Source organism: Sporichthyaceae bacterium, assembly GCA_036269075.1.
In the GTDB taxonomy this organism is placed as follows: domain Bacteria; phylum Actinomycetota; class Actinomycetes; order Sporichthyales; family Sporichthyaceae; genus DASQPJ01.
Window position 1 is genome coordinate 1 of the sequence record DATASX010000072.1, and the last position, 14422, is coordinate 14422.

At 70.3% G+C, this 14422-nt stretch carries 20 protein-coding genes; 13 read left to right on the top strand and 7 right to left on the bottom strand.

Annotation, left to right across the window (positions count from 1 at the left end; genetic code table 11):
- Positions 1-73: 73 nt before the first annotated feature.
- The gene (locus tag VHU88_12265; protein HEX3612452.1) at positions 74-331 is read right to left on the bottom strand and encodes a hypothetical protein; all 258 of its coding nucleotides are present in this window, start codon (positions 329-331) and stop codon (positions 74-76) included.
- A 329-nt stretch (positions 332-660) separates the two neighbouring features.
- Complete coding sequence (locus tag VHU88_12270; protein HEX3612453.1) at positions 661-1071, bottom strand: hypothetical protein; 411 nt, start codon at positions 1069-1071, stop codon at positions 661-663.
- 111 nt (positions 1072-1182) lie between these two features.
- On the opposite strand from VHU88_12270, the gene yaaA reads away from it, so the two are divergent.
- Positions 1183-2022, top strand: coding sequence for a peroxide stress protein YaaA (gene yaaA / locus VHU88_12275; GenBank protein ID HEX3612454.1), 840 nt, complete (start codon positions 1183-1185; stop codon positions 2020-2022).
- 4 nt (positions 2023-2026) lie between these two features.
- Here the strand turns inward: yaaA and VHU88_12280 are convergent, their stop codons facing one another.
- On the bottom strand, positions 2027-2509 hold the full coding sequence (locus VHU88_12280; GenBank protein HEX3612455.1) for a hypothetical protein: 483 nt from the start codon (positions 2507-2509) through the stop codon (positions 2027-2029).
- A 102-nt stretch (positions 2510-2611) separates the two neighbouring features.
- Positions 2612-3271 carry a mycofactocin system transcriptional regulator gene (gene mftR / locus VHU88_12285; protein HEX3612456.1) on the bottom strand — a complete coding sequence of 220 codons (660 nt, stop codon included), beginning with the start codon at positions 3269-3271 and terminating at the stop codon, positions 2612-2614.
- A gap of 108 nt (positions 3272-3379) precedes the next feature.
- On the opposite strand from mftR, the gene mftA reads away from it, so the two are divergent.
- Genes mftA through mftD form a run of 4 tightly spaced genes read left to right on the top strand, consistent with a single transcriptional unit; the run spans position 3380 to position 6279 of the window.
- Positions 3380-3514 carry a mycofactocin precursor MftA gene (mftA, locus tag VHU88_12290; GenBank protein HEX3612457.1) on the top strand — a complete coding sequence of 45 codons (135 nt, stop codon included), beginning with the start codon at positions 3380-3382 and terminating at the stop codon, positions 3512-3514.
- Positions 3514-3873 carry a mycofactocin biosynthesis chaperone MftB gene (mftB, locus tag VHU88_12295; GenBank protein HEX3612458.1) on the top strand — a complete coding sequence of 120 codons (360 nt, stop codon included), beginning with the start codon at positions 3514-3516 and terminating at the stop codon, positions 3871-3873. The genes mftA and mftB overlap by 1 nt, the downstream gene beginning before the upstream one ends.
- Positions 3873-5039 (top strand): mycofactocin radical SAM maturase, encoded by a 1167-nt coding sequence (gene mftC, locus VHU88_12300; protein ID HEX3612459.1) that lies wholly within the window; start codon positions 3873-3875, stop codon positions 5037-5039. Before mftB ends, mftC begins: the two co-directional genes overlap by 1 nt.
- Positions 5040-5049: 10 nt before the next feature.
- On the top strand, positions 5050-6279 hold the full coding sequence (gene mftD, locus VHU88_12305; GenBank protein ID HEX3612460.1) for a pre-mycofactocin synthase MftD: 1230 nt from the start codon (positions 5050-5052) through the stop codon (positions 6277-6279).
- On the opposite strand, the gene VHU88_12310 is transcribed toward mftD, so the two are convergent.
- Positions 6254-6685, bottom strand: a complete 432-nt coding sequence (locus VHU88_12310) for a hypothetical protein (GenBank protein HEX3612461.1) — start codon at positions 6683-6685, stop codon at positions 6254-6256. The two genes, mftD and VHU88_12310, sit on opposite strands and share 26 nt — an antisense overlap.
- Before the next feature lie 215 nt (positions 6686-6900).
- On the opposite strand from VHU88_12310, the gene VHU88_12315 reads away from it, so the two are divergent.
- Positions 6901-7182: a hypothetical protein gene (locus VHU88_12315; protein HEX3612462.1), complete on the top strand. Its 282-nt coding sequence runs from the start codon at positions 6901-6903 to the stop codon at positions 7180-7182.
- Between the two features lie 42 nt (positions 7183-7224).
- Here VHU88_12315 and VHU88_12320 read toward each other — a convergent pair whose 3' ends face one another.
- Complete coding sequence (locus VHU88_12320) at positions 7225-7986, bottom strand: SDR family NAD(P)-dependent oxidoreductase (protein ID HEX3612463.1); 762 nt, start codon at positions 7984-7986, stop codon at positions 7225-7227.
- Positions 7987-8178: 192 nt separating this feature from the next.
- Here VHU88_12320 and VHU88_12325 point away from each other — a divergent pair, with 192 nt between their 5' ends.
- Positions 8179-8865, top strand: a complete 687-nt coding sequence (locus VHU88_12325; protein ID HEX3612464.1) for a TetR/AcrR family transcriptional regulator — start codon at positions 8179-8181, stop codon at positions 8863-8865.
- A 109-nt stretch (positions 8866-8974) separates the two neighbouring features.
- Here the strand turns inward: VHU88_12325 and VHU88_12330 are convergent, their stop codons facing one another.
- Positions 8975-10168: an acetyl-CoA C-acyltransferase gene (locus VHU88_12330; GenBank protein HEX3612465.1), complete on the bottom strand. Its 1194-nt coding sequence runs from the start codon at positions 10166-10168 to the stop codon at positions 8975-8977.
- A gap of 148 nt (positions 10169-10316) precedes the next feature.
- Between VHU88_12330 and VHU88_12335 the strand changes: the two genes are divergently transcribed.
- The 6 genes from VHU88_12335 to VHU88_12360 all read left to right on the top strand — a co-directional run.
- The gene (locus VHU88_12335) at positions 10317-11486 is read left to right on the top strand and encodes an acyl-CoA dehydrogenase family protein (GenBank protein ID HEX3612466.1); all 1170 of its coding nucleotides are present in this window, start codon (positions 10317-10319) and stop codon (positions 11484-11486) included.
- Positions 11486-12253 carry an SDR family oxidoreductase gene (locus VHU88_12340; protein ID HEX3612467.1) on the top strand — a complete coding sequence of 256 codons (768 nt, stop codon included), beginning with the start codon at positions 11486-11488 and terminating at the stop codon, positions 12251-12253. Before VHU88_12335 ends, VHU88_12340 begins: the two co-directional genes overlap by 1 nt.
- Before the next feature lie 104 nt (positions 12254-12357).
- Positions 12358-12498, top strand: coding sequence for a hypothetical protein (locus tag VHU88_12345; protein HEX3612468.1), 141 nt, complete (start codon positions 12358-12360; stop codon positions 12496-12498).
- Positions 12499-12529: 31 nt separating this feature from the next.
- Positions 12530-13285 (top strand): SDR family oxidoreductase, encoded by a 756-nt coding sequence (locus VHU88_12350; protein ID HEX3612469.1) that lies wholly within the window; start codon positions 12530-12532, stop codon positions 13283-13285.
- Positions 13286-13432: 147 nt separating this feature from the next.
- Positions 13433-13705 (top strand): hypothetical protein, encoded by a 273-nt coding sequence (locus VHU88_12355; GenBank protein ID HEX3612470.1) that lies wholly within the window; start codon positions 13433-13435, stop codon positions 13703-13705.
- Between the two features lie 468 nt (positions 13706-14173).
- Positions 14174-14422: GPR1/FUN34/YaaH family transporter (locus tag VHU88_12360; protein ID HEX3612471.1), on the top strand; the 249-nt coding region annotated here is incomplete at its 3' end.

Consider the following 14422-nt stretch of genomic DNA (forward strand, 5'->3'; position numbering starts at 1 on the left):
GGTCACCGGCGCCCTCGCCGGTGACCCCGCGGCTGTATGGATCGAGGTTCAGAACCTCAGCAGACCGCTTGGATCAGCAGTCCTCGTCATCGTCGTAGTAGTAGTTGTCGCAGTCGTCGCCGTAGCCGTAGCCGCCGCCGCCATGGAAGTGGCCGTGGCCGCCGCGCCAGTGGCCGCCGCCGTGATGGCCGCCGCCGTGGTGTGCCGGAACCATCGCAGTAGTCGTCGTAGCTGCACCAGCCGCACCGGCGCCGACGCCAACCAGGCCCGCGGTCAGGACGCACGCGGCCGCGACGCGGCCCGCCAACGCCGCTCCTCGCCGAATACCCATCCTCTTCCTGCCTTCCACACGATGTGGGACCTCCCGCTCCCGGGGGACGGGGCCGGGTCGATCCGTCGACACGTTCGAACCTATGCCGTTTCCTCGAAACCTCGACACCAATCAAGTGCGCAGAAGGGGAGTAAACGGCAAAAACCGGTCATCTTGGACAGCGACTTATTTTGCGCCCATACAAGCATTTCGAGGCGTATGTGTCATTTGTTCACGTTCTGTGATCGGCGCAGCCGGCCTTGACGCGCAATCTTCTACGCGTGGTGGCCCAGCGTGACGAAGAACGATCATGTGGCGCCGCCGGTCGCCGGTTGGGTGCGAACGTGCCGTCAGCCCTGCTGAACCGTGATCGTCCGGGTGCCGGTGAGAACCGTCTTGTGATCGGTGGACCGGAGGGTGGCCGTGATCGTTACCGGCGTGTTCATCCTGTAGACCTTGTTGCTGGTCAGCGAGACGAGGTCGGTGACGGTCTGATTGGTGCACTCGAGTGCATCCTCGGTGACCGCCTTGGGCGCGGCGCTGGTCACTTCCAGGCCGTCGGTGTCGAACTTGCCGGGGGAGCACGCGACGCGCAGCGCCACCCTGATGTGGTGGCTCTGGTCGGTCGCGCCGGCCAGTTGGGCCGCGACGATCGTCAGGTTCGGGGTCGGGTCGGTCTCGGCCTGGGCGGGGACCGCCGGGACCACGGCGCAGGCCGAGGCAGCTGCGACCACAGCGAGGATCACGGTGCGACGGCTCATGGTTCATGCAACAACCGGTGGGTTTCGCGACTGTTTCCGGTGCGGTCCGGTTGATGTCACGGCCTTCTCGCGTCAGGTCGGCGATCGCGGCTGCCGGGTCGAGGATCCACGGTGGACGCACGCCTGACACAGCGTCAGATGCCTGGCCCGCTGCGCCGGCAATACAGTGCCGCGGTGCTGATCCTGCTGCCGCCGTCGGAGGGCAAGACCGCGCCCCGCCGCGGCGCGTCCCTGGACCTCGACGCCTTGACGTTCGGTGCCGAGTTGCGCGCGGCCCGGGGCGCCGTGCTCGAGGCGTTGGCCGCGGTGTGCTCCGGTCCGGTCGAGCAGGCAGCGCGGATTCTCGATCTGCCACCCACCCGGGTCGAGGAGCTCGAGCGCAACCGCGTCCTGCTGGACGCGCCGACGAGCCCGGCCGCCCGGGTGTACTCCGGGGTGCTGTTCGAGCACCTGGATCTGGCGAGCCTGGATGCCGCCGCGAAACGTCGGGCGGCCCGCTGCGTCCTGATCTCCAGTGGGCTGTGGGGCGTGACCGCGCCCGGCGACCGGATCCCGGCCTACCGCCTGTCCGGCGCGGTCAGCCTGCCGCCGCTGGGAGCATTGGCCTCCTACTGGCGCCCGCACCTGAACAATGTGCTGCCGCACCGGGCCGGGCGAGGGCTGGTGCTGGACCTGCGCTCCGGGACCTACGCCAACGCCTGGCGGCCCTCCGGTGCCTCGGCCGAGCGCACCGTGGCGGTCCGGGTGACGCAGGCGGGCAAGGTTGTCTCGCACCACAACAAGGCGGCCAAGGGCCTGCTCGCCCGGGCGCTGCTCACCGTCGGCGCCGATCCGCGGACCCCGGAGGCCCTGGCCGGCATCTGTGCCGAACTCGGGTTCACCGCATTGCTCGGCCCCGCTGCGCCGGGTCGGGTCCGCGAGCTGACCCTCGACGAGGCGGGCGGGGCCTGAGGCGTCAGGACTGCGGGCAACCGCCACTGGTGTTGCTGCCGGCGACCTTGTGCAGCGCGGTGTCGTAGCGGGCCCAGGCGTGCGAGTCGTTCTCCACGCAGAGCTTGAACTGCTTGGCGGCGGCGTCGTACTGGTACGTGGCGACCGAGTCCGTCGGGTCCATCGCGATCCCGGCCTTCACCATCGCCTGGGCGACCTGCTCGAGGGTGGTCGCGTAGCCGTGGCTGTTGAACCAGGTGACCAGCGCCGGGGACACCTTCGACACGTCGCTGGTGGCCATCGCCAACGCGGCGGCGGGCTTCATCGTCGGGGCGGCAGACGCCGGGGTGAGCCCGGGGCCGGGGCCGGCACCGGGCGCCCCGGTGTTCGCGCCGGCGGTGTCGCCGGATTTCGTGAACGAGGCGGCCGAGGTGTTGTCCTTGCTGCCGCAACCGGCCAGTCCGGCGACGATCGACAACGCGGCCAGGACGGTGGCGTAGCGGCGCATGGAGGTCTCCGTGTGTTCAGGTCCGGCGGGGGACTTCAGCAGCTTCCCATCGCCACGGCCGGGATCCCGGGAACGGCACGCGCCCCCAAGGGTGAACTCTGGTCAGGCAGGCCGCGCGCCGGCCCGCCGGGTGCCGCGCGCGCGGGTCGCGGCGGGTTCGGCGACCACACCGCGGAAGCCGACGGCGAGCGCCCGCAGCGCGGCGTCGAGATAGACGGTCAGGTCAGCGTCGCCGCGCACCGCCCAGCGGTCGAAAGCAGCCCGGCAGACCGCCAGGGTCGCCCGGGCGAGGCTGAGCGGGAACAGCGAGTCCGCCGGTTGCCCGAGCCGGGCCGCGGCGTACTCGGCGACGGCGGACTCCCACCGGTCGTAGTGCACCGCGGCGCTGGCCTGCAGTGCCGGGACGGTCGCGATCAGGTTCATCCGGTCGCGCAGTTCGGCTACGTCGTCAGCCCCGTAGCGGTTGACCGCGATCACCACGGTCCGGATCGCATCGAGCAGGGGGAGCGCCGGGTCGGCCGCCGCGAACGCCGCGCGCAGTTCCTCGACCTCGGTGTCGAACTCGTGCCACAGCACGTCGGTCTTGGAGTCGAAGTACCGGAAGAACGTCCGCCTGCTGACCCCGGCCGCATTCGCGATCTGCTCGACGGTGGTGTCGTCGAAGCCCTGTCGGGTGAACAGCTCCAGGGCGGTGAGCTCGAGGGCGCGGGCGCTGGTGCCGGACGGCCGTCCACGCCTCGCCGCGCCGGTCTCCGCTGTCATTTCTCCACCCTGCTCCGGTTCAGGTCTTGAATTCTGGCACCCAGTGGCGTTAAATTCCCAGACATCTGACACGAGGTGTCATAACTCCCGACCCGTCCGGAGGTCACGATGCTCGACGCCAACCCCAACCCCGAAGCCGGCGCCGGGCCGGCCGATGCAGAACTGTCCGCGGCGCAGGACGTAGTCGTCGCCGACCTGCTCGTCGAGGACGTCTCGATCGACGGCATGTGCGGGGTTTACTGATGCGCACGGAAGTAGCCAATTCAAAAGAGTCTTCAGACCTGAAAGATCGGCTACTTCCGGGCGCAGTCAGTGACGATCGGCGCAGTACTAATTTCAGTCTGGACTCCGCCTGGGCCTTGCACCCGCGCGTCGCGGTGCGCCCGGAACGCTTCGGGGCCCTGCTCTACAGCTTCGACACCCGTCGGCTCTCGTTCCTGAAGAGCCGTCAGTTGCTCGAGGTGGTCAGCGGTCTGGCCGCGGCCCCCACCGCCCGGCAGGCCTGCGACGGCGCCGGCGTCGCGGAGGCCGACCTGCCCGACTACACACGCGCGTTGGCCTCGCTCGCGGCCGGCGGCACCATCGTCCCGCGGGAGACCTGATGAGCGTCCGGACCGCCGTGCGGCCGCTGACCGAGGAGTTCGCCCTCGGCCTGGACGCGCCGATCTGCCTGACCTGGGAGCTCACCTACGCCTGCAACTTGGCCTGCGTGCACTGCCTTTCCAGCTCCGGGCGGCGCGACCCCCGCGAGCTGACCACCGCGCAGTGCATGGCGGTGGTCGACGAACTCGAGGCCATGCAGGTCTTCTACGTCAACATCGGCGGCGGCGAACCGACGATCCGGCCGGACTTCTTCGAGCTGCTCGACTACGCCACCGCGCACCACGTCGGGGTGAAGTTCTCCACCAACGGCGTGCGAATCACCCCGCAGGTGGCCCGGCGGCTGGCCGCCGACGACTACGTCGACGTGCAGATCTCCCTCGACGGGGTCAGCGCCGAGGTCAACGACGCCGTCCGGGGCCCGGGATCGCACGCGACCGCGTTGCGGGCGATGCGCAACCTCGCCGACGCGGGCATGGCGAACTTCAAGATCTCGGTGGTGATGACCCGGCACAACGTCGCGGAACTCGACGGGTTCAAGCGGCTGGCCGACGAGGTCGGCGCCCAGCTGCGGTTGACCCGGCTTCGTCCGAGCGGGCGCGGGGTCGACGTCTGGGACGAGCTGCGGATGCTGCCGGGCCAGCAGCGGCAGCTGTACGACTGGCTGGTCGCCAACGGCGACAACGTGCTGACCGGCGACTCGTTCTTCCACCTGTCCGCCTACGGTTCCGCGCTGCCCGGCCTGAACCTGTGCGGCGCCGGTCGGGTGGTCTGCCTGATCGACCCGGTCGGCGACGTCTACGCCTGCCCGTTCGCGATCCACCCGGAGTTCCTGGCCGGCAACGTCACCTCGCCCGGGGGATTCGCCGGGGTGTGGCGGAACTCGGACCTGTTCGCCGATCTGCGCGAACCCCAGTCCGGCGGGGCCTGCAGTTCCTGCTCGGCCTACGACTCCTGCCGCGGCGGTTGCATGGCGGCGAAGTTCTTCACCGGCCTGCCCCTGGACGGGCCGGACCCCGAGTGCGTGCAGGGCTACGGCGAGTCCGCGCTGGCCGATCGGGGCGTCGCGCCCCGCTCGCCGGTCGACCATTCGCGGCGCGGACCGGTCCCGGTCACGATCGGCCGACGGCCCGACCGCGCCTGCGACACCAGTCCGGTGAGCGGCTGAGAGGAGTCCCATGGCGAACCACTGGTTCGAGACCGTGGCCGAGGCGCAACGGCGTGCGCAGCGACGGTTGCCTCGCTCGGTCTACAAGGCGCTGCTCGCCGGCTCGGAACGCGGCGTCACCTACCAGGACAACCTCACGGCGTTCGGCGAGCTCGGCTTCGCCCCGCACGTCGCGGACGCACCGGCCAAGCGCGACCAGAGCACGACCGTGATGGGCCAGCAGCTTTCCCTGCCGGTGCTGATCTCCCCGACCGGTGTGCAGGCCGTCCACCCGGACGCGGAGCTCGGGGTGGCCCGCGCGGCCGCTGCCCGGGGCACCGCCGTGGGCCTCAGTTCGTTCGCCAGCAAGCCGATCGAGGCTGTCGCGGCCCAGGGCGCTCCGGTGTTCTTCCAGGTCTACTGGTGCGGCGACCGCGACATGATGACCGCCCGGCTGGAGCGGGCCAAGGCAGCCGGCGCCGTCGGTCTGATCATCACGTTGGACTGGTCGTTCTCCCACGCTCGCGACTGGGGCAGCCCGTCGATCCCGGCGTCGATCGACCTGAAGACCGCGTTGAAGTTCGCGCCCGAGGTGCTGGTCCGGCCGCAGTGGCTGCGCGACTTCGTCCGCAGCGGTGCGCTGCCCGACCTTTCCGTGCCGAACATGACCCGTTCGGCAGGGGAGCCCGCACCCGGCTTCTTCGCCGCTTACGGCGAATGGATGCAGACCCCGCCCCCGCGCTGGTCCGACGTGGCCTGGTTGCGCTCGCAGTGGGACGGCCCGTGCATGCTCAAGGGCATCATCCGGGTCGACGACGCCCGCCGTGCCGTCGACGCCGGGCTGACCGCGATCTCGGTGTCCAATCACGGCGGCAACAACCTCGACGGGACCCCGGCCGCGATCCGGGCGCTGCCCGCGATCGCCGAGGCCGTCGGCGATCAGATCGAGCTGCTGCTCGACGGTGGCATCCGCCGCGGCAGCGACGTCGTGAAGGCCGTCGCGCTGGGCGCGCGTGCGGTGATGATCGGTCGGGCCTACCTGTGGGGCCTGGCGGCCAATGGCCAGGCCGGCGTGGAGAACGTGCTCGACCTGTTCCGCGCGGGCATCGACTCGACGCTGCTCGCGCTGGGGCGTGGCTCGGTCGCCGACCTCACCCCGGCGGACCTGGTGATGCCGGAGAAGTTCCGGCGCGACCTCGGCGTGCAGAGTCCTCCTGGTGTGACGGGCCGTCAGATCAGAGCGGACGCGACGGAAGGCTGAACACCTCTGCGTGCCGGCCATGTCGGTGAACGGTGACCCGGGTGAACACCGCTCGGCCGTGGATCTGGACGGGTCGGCTTACGGTGAAGGTGACCCGGTAGCGACGGTAGTGGCCCTCGGCGCAGTTCGGTCGGCAGATGTTGAGCGCCTCGATCGCCCGGCCGTGCGCGACCTTGCTGGTCCAGGACCGGTAGTGGACCTTCTCGAGGACGGCGCCGGCATCCGCGCAGGCGAGTACCCAGGATCTCGGCTCGTAGGCCGCGTGTGTGCAGTCGGCGTAGGCCTCGGTCCGCGACAATGCCGAAGCCGAAGCCGGACCGAACGCGGGCGGTGCCCCGGTCTGCACTGCAAGGACGACCGGGAGCAACCCGGCCACGGCGACCACTCGAGCAGTCGATCGACCCATCCGACCGCACCTCCAACCACCGAGGCCATTACCCATGAACCCGAAGAATAACCACATTGCGATTGCGACTCGCGCGGGCGCGCACACCTAATTCTCCAGCCCGGTCGAAACCCGGGTCCGGTTCCAGGCGTGGACCCGGGCAGCGCGGGTAGCCGCCGGTACGACTCAGGCCTCCGCGCCGGCCCACGAGCAGAACTCCAGAAGGACGGGGAACTGTGGACACCACCCTCGCCGACCCGACGAAGCCCCGCTGGGACATCACCAACCCGCGCTACCGGGTCACGCTCTGGTCGCCCGACGGCGGTCACGAGGACTGGGACCTGGCCGACGTGGGTGGGGTGACCGCCGTGCTGGAGTGGGCCCGCAACCGCACCCCGGTAGGTGGCCGCCACGACGTGCACGTCCTGCTCGACCACGAGTCCTTCGGCCTCGGCCTGATCAACCTCGCCGCGGGCACCGGACCCGCCGAGAAGACCGGCCGTTCGACCGCAGCCTGATCACGCCGGGAGCGCCGCCAACCCTGCCCTGCCCGCCACAGGTCACCGGGGCGCCATCCGGATGGCGCCGTCCAGGCGGATGGTCTCGCCGTTCAGCATGGGGTTGGCGACGATGTGCGCGACCATCGCGGCGTACTCGGCCGGGTCGCCCAACCGCGACGGGTGCGGGACCTGGGCCTCGAGCGAGGCGATGAACTCGTCGGACAGCGTCGCGAACAGCGGGGTGCGGAACAGGCCGGGCGCGACGGTGACGATGCGGATCTTCGTGGTCGCCAGGTCGCGGGCGATCGGCAGGGTCATCCCGACGATGCCGCCCTTGGAGGCCGAGTAGGCAACCTGACCGACCTGGCCGTCGAAAGCGGCGACCGACGCAGTGTTCACGATGACGCCGCGCTCGCCGCCGACCTCATCGGTCGCGGCCATCGCCGCGGCGGCCAGCCGGATCATGTTGAACGTGCCGATCAGGTTCACCGTGACGATGCGGGTGAACTGGTCCAGCGGCAGCGGGCCCTCGCGGCTGATCGTGCGGCCCGGTGTGCCGATGCCGGCGCAGTTCACCAGGACACGCAGCGGGGCGAGAGTGCCGGCCAGGTCGACGGCGCCCTGCGCCTGATCCGCGTCGGTCACGTCGGTGGCGGCGAATTCGACGCGGTCGCCGAGTTCGTCGGCGATTGCCTTGCCGTTCGACGAGGGCAGGTCCGCGATGACCACGGCGGCGCCGCCGGCGTGCAGGGCACGGACCGTGGCCAGGCCGAGGCCAGACGCGCCGCCGGTGACCACTGCGGCAGCTCCAGTGAGCTCCATTCGTTCTCCTCCTGTGTTGTGATGCTGCGTCAGGTGGGGCGGGGTGCGCGAGACCGCGGTGCCGGCCCGCGGGAGCCCGTCATGCGAAGCACTCGTGACGTCGCTGCGAACGGGGCACCGGCAACTCCAGGAGGTCGACTCCTGCGGCGCTTGTTTATGTAGCGCTCGCTAAGTACGGTGTTGAGCTTACGGATGGCGCAATCCGGCGTCAATCCGCGCTGCTCGAGCGAGAAGGTGGTCGCCGCGATGACCCAGATGCTCGAGCCGTTGCCCGACGACTGGCGGTTCTACGGCGAATTGGAGATCGCACCGACGCTGGCCGGTGCACTCGAGGCGTTCGGCGCCGCCGGTTACCACGGCACCTCGGTGCGGGACATCGCCGGCCGCGTCGGCCTGACGGTGCCTGCCCTGTACTACCACCACGGCAACAAGGAAGGGATGCTGGTCGAGTTGCTCGTCGGCTCGGTCCAGCATCTCGACCGCCGGACCCGCCAGGCGGTGCAGGAGGCCGGCGACGACCCCGCGGCCCGCTTCTCGAACTTCGTCGAGTGCGTCGCGCTGTACATGGCACACCGCCGCGGGTTGGCCTTCCTGGACGCGGAGACGCGGGCCTTGTCCCCGCGCAACCGCCGGGCCTATGCCAAGGTCCGCAAGCAACTCGAGGACCTGCTGCGCCTCATCGTCGAGCAGGGGGTGGCCACCGGCCAGTTCCGGGTCACCCACCCGGACGACACCGTTCGGGCTCTGCTCGGTATGCTGCAGGCGATCCCGACCTGGTACGACCCGGCCGGCCTGCTCTCGCCGACCGAACTGGCCTCCCGCTACGTGCAGATCGCCCGGCAGGCCGTCGGCGCGATCACCGAGCCCGCGCTGGGTTGAGACGGCAAACCAACGGTGTCGGCCGCACGCGTCGGCTCCCATCGACACGCGCGACCGACACCAACGACAGGCCGGAGCGTCCCGGTCCCCGGCCTGCCCTCCGGTTGGTCTAGAGGCGTTCCACAATAGTGGCGTTCGCCATTCCTGCACCCTCGCACATGGTCTGCAATCCGTAGCGGCCTCCGGTGGCCTCGAGCTGGTTGACCAGGGTGGCCAGCAGCCGGGTCCCGGACGCGCCGAGCGGGTGGCCCAGCGCGATGGCTCCGCCGCGCGGGTTGAGCTTCTCCGGGTCGGCGTCGAACGCCTCGCGCCACAGCAGCGGCACCGGCGCGAACGCCTCGTTCACCTCGTAGGCGTCGATCTGGTTCACCGTCAGCCCACCGCGGGCCAGGACCTGCTCGGTGGCGGCGACGACGCCGTCGAGCATCAGCAGCGGGTCGCTGCCGGTGACCGCGAACGAGTGGAACCGGGCCCGTGGGCGCAGGTTGAGGCGCTCGGCGGTGTCCGCGCTCATGATCAGCACGGCCGAGGCGCCGTCGGCCAGCGACGAGGAGTTGCCCGGGGTGATCCGCCAGTCGATCTCGGGGAACCGGCGACCGAGGTCCTCGTCGACGAACGACGGGTTCAGCCCGGCCAGGCCGGCCGCGGTGGTCGAGGCGCGCACGGTCTCGTCGAGGGTGTGCGCGCGGGTCGTCCCGTCCGGGCCGGTCACCTGCACCGGCACGATCTCGGTGTCGAACCGCCCGGACGCTGCGGTGGCGGCGGCCAGTCGGTGCGAGCGCGCCGAGTACTCGTCGAGCGCCTCGCGGTCGAGCTTCCAGCGGGCGGCGAGGATCTCGGCCGAGATGCCTTGATTTACCAGGCCGTCGGGGTAGCGCGCGGCCAGCGCGGCCCGGTTGGGGTCCTTGCCGGCCAACGAGGAGAACATCGGCACCCGGCTCATCGACTCGACGCCGGCGGCGATCACCACGTCGTAGAAGCCGGCCATCACACCGTGCGCGGCGAACTGCACTGCCTGCTGGCTCGAGCCGCACTGCCGGTCGATGGTGGTCGCCGGGACGTGCTCGGGCAGGCCCGCGGCCAGGACCGCGCTGCGGCCGATGTTCAACGCCTGTTCACCGACCTGGGAGACGCAACCGCAGATCGCGTCCTGGACCAGCGCCGGGTCGATGCCGGTGCGGTCGACCAAGGCCTTGATCACGCCGGCCAGCAGGTCGACCGGGTGCGTGCCGGACAGTGCCCCACCTGGCTTGCCCTTGCCGGATGCGGTGCGGACCACATCGACGATGACTGCGTCTCTCACGAAAGTTCCCCTTCGACGGGTACCTACTTAGCGCTCGCTAAATACGCTATGGTCGACCGGCGCGCCACGTCAACTCCGGTGACGGACCGCGTTTCGTGCGGGAGCAATCCCCGGTACGCAAGTGCTCAGTGAGCCAGGAGGCGACCAATTGACTGCCGATCTGTGGGCCCCCCGGGAAGAGTTCGAGCCCGACCATGAGGCGTTCCGTGAGGCTGTGCGGACCTTCGTGTCCCGGCACGTCGCCCCGAACGTCGAGGCCTGGGACGACGCCGGCCTGGTGCCGCGCGAGGTCTGGCTCGAGGCGGGCCGGCAGGGCTTCCTCGGCATCGGGCTCGCCGAGGAGTACGGCGGCGGCGGGACCGAGGACTTCCGCTTCCGGATGGTGCTGATCGAGGAGTTGAACAAGGTGGCCGCGGCTTCGATGGCCGCCGGGTTCGCCGTGCACTGCGACATCGTGATCCCGTACCTGGCCGACCTGTGCACCCCGGAGCAGGCCAAGCGTTGGCTGCCCGACTGCGCAACCGGTGAAGCGATCGGGGCTATCGCGATGACCGAGCCGGGCGCGGGCAGCGACCTGCAGGGCGTGCGCACCGCCGCCCGCCGCGACGGCGCCGACTGGATCCTGTCCGGCTCCAAGACGTTCATCACCAACGGCGTGCACGGCGACCTGGTGATCGTCGTGGCCCGGACCGACCCGGACGCCGGCTCGCGCGGCTTCAGCCTGTTCGTCGTCGAGCGGGACATGCCCGGGTTCACCCGGGGGCGCAAGCTCGGCAAGATCGGGCTGCACGGCCAGGACACCGCCGAGCTCAGCTTCGACGAGGTGCGGGTGCCGGCCGACAACCTGCTGGGGGAGCCGGACGCGGGCTTCCGGTACCTGATGGAACGGCTGCCGCTGGAACGGCTGACCATCGCCGTGAACGCCTGCGCCGCCGCCCGCGCGGCGCTGGCCTGGACGTTGGAGTACACGACCGGGCGCACCGCGTTCGGCAAGCGGGTCGCCGACTTCCAGAACAGTTCGTTCGCCCTGGCCGAGTGCGTGACCGAACTCGACGTCGGGCAGGTATTCGTCGAGGCGTGCGTGCGGCGCTGGAACAACCGCACCCTGGACGCGGTGACCGCGGCCAAGGCCAAGCTGTGGTGCACCCAGATGCACAAGCGCGTGGTCGACGAATGCCTGCAGTTGTTCGGCGGCTACGGCTACATGTCCGAGTACCCGATCGCGCGCGCCTACACCGACGCCCGGGTCACCACGATCTTCGGTGGAACCAGCGAGATCATGAAGGTGATCATCGCCCGCGACCTGATCGGCCGCTGATGGCGACCGACCCGCTGGCGGCCTTCCGGCTCGACGGACGCACCGCGATCGTCACCGGCGCCAGTTCCGGTCTGGGCGCGGGTTTCGGGATCGCCCTGGCCTTGGTCGGCGCTCGGGTCGTACTCGCCGCCCGGCGCCTCGACCGGTTGGCCGAGGTGGCCGAGCAGATCCGCGCGGTGGGTGGCCAGGCGCTGACGGTCAAGGCGGATGTCGCCGACCCGGCTGACTGCGCCGATGTGGTCGCCGCCGCGATGGCCGAGTTCGGCTCGGTCGACGTGCTGGTCAACAACGCCGGCCTCGGCCCGGCCGTGCCCGCCTCCCGGGAGACCCCGGAGTCGTTCCGTGCCGTGATCGACGTCAACCTGAACGGCACGTTCTGGATGTCGCAGGAGTGCGCCCGGGTAATGAAGCCCGGGTCGTCGATCGTCAACGTGTCCAGTGTTCTCGGCCTGGTCGCCTCCCACTTCCCGCAGGCTTCGTACTCGGCCTCGAAGGCCGGTGTGCTCGGGCTGACCCGGGATCTGGCCCAGCAGTGGTCGCGGCGCAAGGGGATCCGGGTCAACGCGCTGTGCCCGGGCTACCTGATCACCGAGATGAACTCCGAGCACGCCGACCAGATCGGCGCGGTCGTCGCCGACGGGACCTTGCTCGGCCGGTTCGGTGAGCAGGCCGAGGTGGACTCCGCGTTGATCTTCCTGGCCAGCCCGGCCTCGTCGTTCGTGACCGGGACCCACCTGACCGTCGACGGTGGCTACACCGCGATCTGAGGCACCGTCAGCGGGCTTCGCCCTCGCACCGTCGTCGGCTCCTGAACAACATCGGGGCTCCAGGGGCGCGACCCGCCGTCCTGGGGGTCACCGGTGCCTCCGTCATGTTGCACAGTCTGCGGGTCTCGCGGGTCGAGGCGATCTCCGGTACCTCGGTGCTCAACGGCATCCCGGTGCGGTTGGCAGCGATGCGCCCCGCGGCGGCACCGCCGCTCGAACCGGTTGCCGCGTCGGTCCCGGGGTAGGAACTGCGTCCACCCCGAGGAGAATGCCCGGATGAGCAATCTTCGCGGGTTGACCGTTGCCGTCACCGGTGGCAACTCCGGGTTGGGCCTGGGCATGTCGATCGGGCTGGCCAAGGCCGGCGCGAACATCGCGGTGTGGGGCCGCAACACCGAACGCAACAAGGCAGCGGCGGAGCAGATCGCGTCGCACGGCGTGCAGGCGATCGCGGTGGACTGCGACGTGGCCGACGAGGACCAGATCGAGGCCGCGATGGCCCGCACGGTCGCTGAACTCGGCCCACTGGGGGCGGTGTTCGCCAACTCCGGCATTGCCGGGCACACCAACCTTGTCGACACCTCGCTGGACGAGTGGCACCGCATCATGGCGGTCAACGTCGACGGCGCGTTCCTCACCGCCCGCGCGGCCGCGCGTCGGTTCATCGAGCAGGACAGTGGCGGCTCGTTGGTGCTGGTGTCCTCGACGGCCAGTGTGTTCGGCGCCACCGGCGTGGGCGCGTACTCCCCGAGCAAGTGCGCGGTGGTCGGGCTGGGCCGCACGTTGGCCGTGGAACTGGCCCGCTACCGGGTGCGCTGCAACATCCTGGTGCCCGGGTGGACCCGTACCGCCATGAACGAGAACATGCAGCGCAACGAGCGGTTCATGGACGCGACCATCGCGCGCACGCCGGTGCGTCGCTGGGCCACCCCGGATGAGTTCGAGAAGGTCGCGGTGTTCCTCGCCGACCCCGAGCAGACCTACCACACCGGCAATGAGGTCGTCGTGGACGGCGGCTACTGCGTCTTCTGAAAGTGAAGTTGATGACGGCTGTCACCAATAACGACGCCTTTGTCCGATTCGCCTGCGAACGCGATGAAAGATCCCGCACGCTCGGGTGAGCCCGAACTGCAGTCACCGCACCGCAGCCGGCGGCGCGACCGGACGAAGGGACATCGAATGGGCATCGGGAAGAAGACCTTGGCGGCCTCGTTCGCCGCAGCGGCGATCACCATGATCGTCGCCCCTGCCGCGGGAGCGGCGACCACTCCGCAAGCTGCTGCACCGCACGTCTCGACGGCCTCGACCATGGCCCCGACGTGGTGGCACCACCGGCATCACCGCTGCTGGGACGGCGACGGCGACGGCGATTGGGGCGGCGGCGGTTGGGGCGATGGCGGCTGGGGCTACGGCGGGGGGCATCACAGGCACCACCACCACTGGTGGCGGTGAGCACAAATCCCTCCCAGGTGCGTGGCCCGGCCGAGATCCGGTTGGGCCACGCACCTTCCCAGCCCCTCGGGGCGGGGAAGCCCGCGTTCCGGGGACTGATCTGACATACAGTCAGTTCCGCCCGGCGCGGTTCGGGGGCGATGCAGGCCCTGCCGGTCCGACGATGCGAGGTGCTCGTCGGACCCGGCGGGGCTTGTGCATTTTCTCAGGTGAGTTCCATGGAGCCGTCGATGTGCACCGTTGCGGTCGCGCACCGGAATCCGAAGGCCTGACCTGCGCAGTCACGTCGAACTGGCCGCCGCTCGGCGTGCGGGGTTGACCTTTCGTCGACGCTGGGGGACCGTTGGGCGCGGGCTTGGTCCGCTGATCGACGAGCAAACGTCGCTCCGGTGCTGGCCCGATCGGCCGTCTTAACCTGACGTGCGTCCGGGGGTACCCGGCCCCGGCTCCACCATGAGGAGCGAGACAGTGACCCAACTCGACGATGCCGGCCGCAGAGCGCACGCGGCACCCGAAGCCGTCCCGCAATCGGTCAGCACGCCACCGGCTGCCGACCCGGGTCCGTTGGGCCTGGCCGCCTTCGCGCTGACGACGTTCCTGCTGTCGGCAAAGAACGCCACCTGGACCCACGGCACCGACGCCTGGCTGGGCTTCGCGTTCGCGTACGGCGGCCTGACCCAGCTGCTGGCCGGCATGTGGGAGTTCCGCAACCGCAAC

Coding starts and splice junctions, on each gene's coding strand:
- VHU88_12325 (HEX3612464.1), top strand. CDS start 8,179: ATGGCGCAATCCGGCGTCAATCCGCGCTGCTCGAGCGAGAAGGTGGTC.
- VHU88_12265 (HEX3612452.1), bottom strand. CDS start 331: ATGGGTATTCGGCGAGGAGCGGCGTTGGCGGGCCGCGTCGCGGCCGCG.
- VHU88_12345 (HEX3612468.1), top strand. CDS start 12,358: ATGTTGCACAGTCTGCGGGTCTCGCGGGTCGAGGCGATCTCCGGTACC.
- VHU88_12320 (HEX3612463.1), bottom strand. CDS start 7,986: ATGGAGCTCACTGGAGCTGCCGCAGTGGTCACCGGCGGCGCGTCTGGC.
- mftD (HEX3612460.1), top strand. CDS start 5,050: ATGGCGAACCACTGGTTCGAGACCGTGGCCGAGGCGCAACGGCGTGCG.
- mftC (HEX3612459.1), top strand. CDS start 3,873: ATGAGCGTCCGGACCGCCGTGCGGCCGCTGACCGAGGAGTTCGCCCTC.
- mftR (HEX3612456.1), bottom strand. CDS start 3,271: ATGACAGCGGAGACCGGCGCGGCGAGGCGTGGACGGCCGTCCGGCACC.
- VHU88_12350 (HEX3612469.1), top strand. CDS start 12,530: ATGAGCAATCTTCGCGGGTTGACCGTTGCCGTCACCGGTGGCAACTCC.
- VHU88_12270 (HEX3612453.1), bottom strand. CDS start 1,071: ATGAGCCGTCGCACCGTGATCCTCGCTGTGGTCGCAGCTGCCTCGGCC.
- mftB (HEX3612458.1), top strand. CDS start 3,514: ATGCGCACGGAAGTAGCCAATTCAAAAGAGTCTTCAGACCTGAAAGAT.
- VHU88_12355 (HEX3612470.1), top strand. CDS start 13,433: ATGGGCATCGGGAAGAAGACCTTGGCGGCCTCGTTCGCCGCAGCGGCG.
- VHU88_12310 (HEX3612461.1), bottom strand. CDS start 6,685: ATGGGTCGATCGACTGCTCGAGTGGTCGCCGTGGCCGGGTTGCTCCCG.
- mftA (HEX3612457.1), top strand. CDS start 3,380: ATGCTCGACGCCAACCCCAACCCCGAAGCCGGCGCCGGGCCGGCCGAT.
- VHU88_12340 (HEX3612467.1), top strand. CDS start 11,486: ATGGCGACCGACCCGCTGGCGGCCTTCCGGCTCGACGGACGCACCGCG.
- VHU88_12280 (HEX3612455.1), bottom strand. CDS start 2,509: ATGCGCCGCTACGCCACCGTCCTGGCCGCGTTGTCGATCGTCGCCGGA.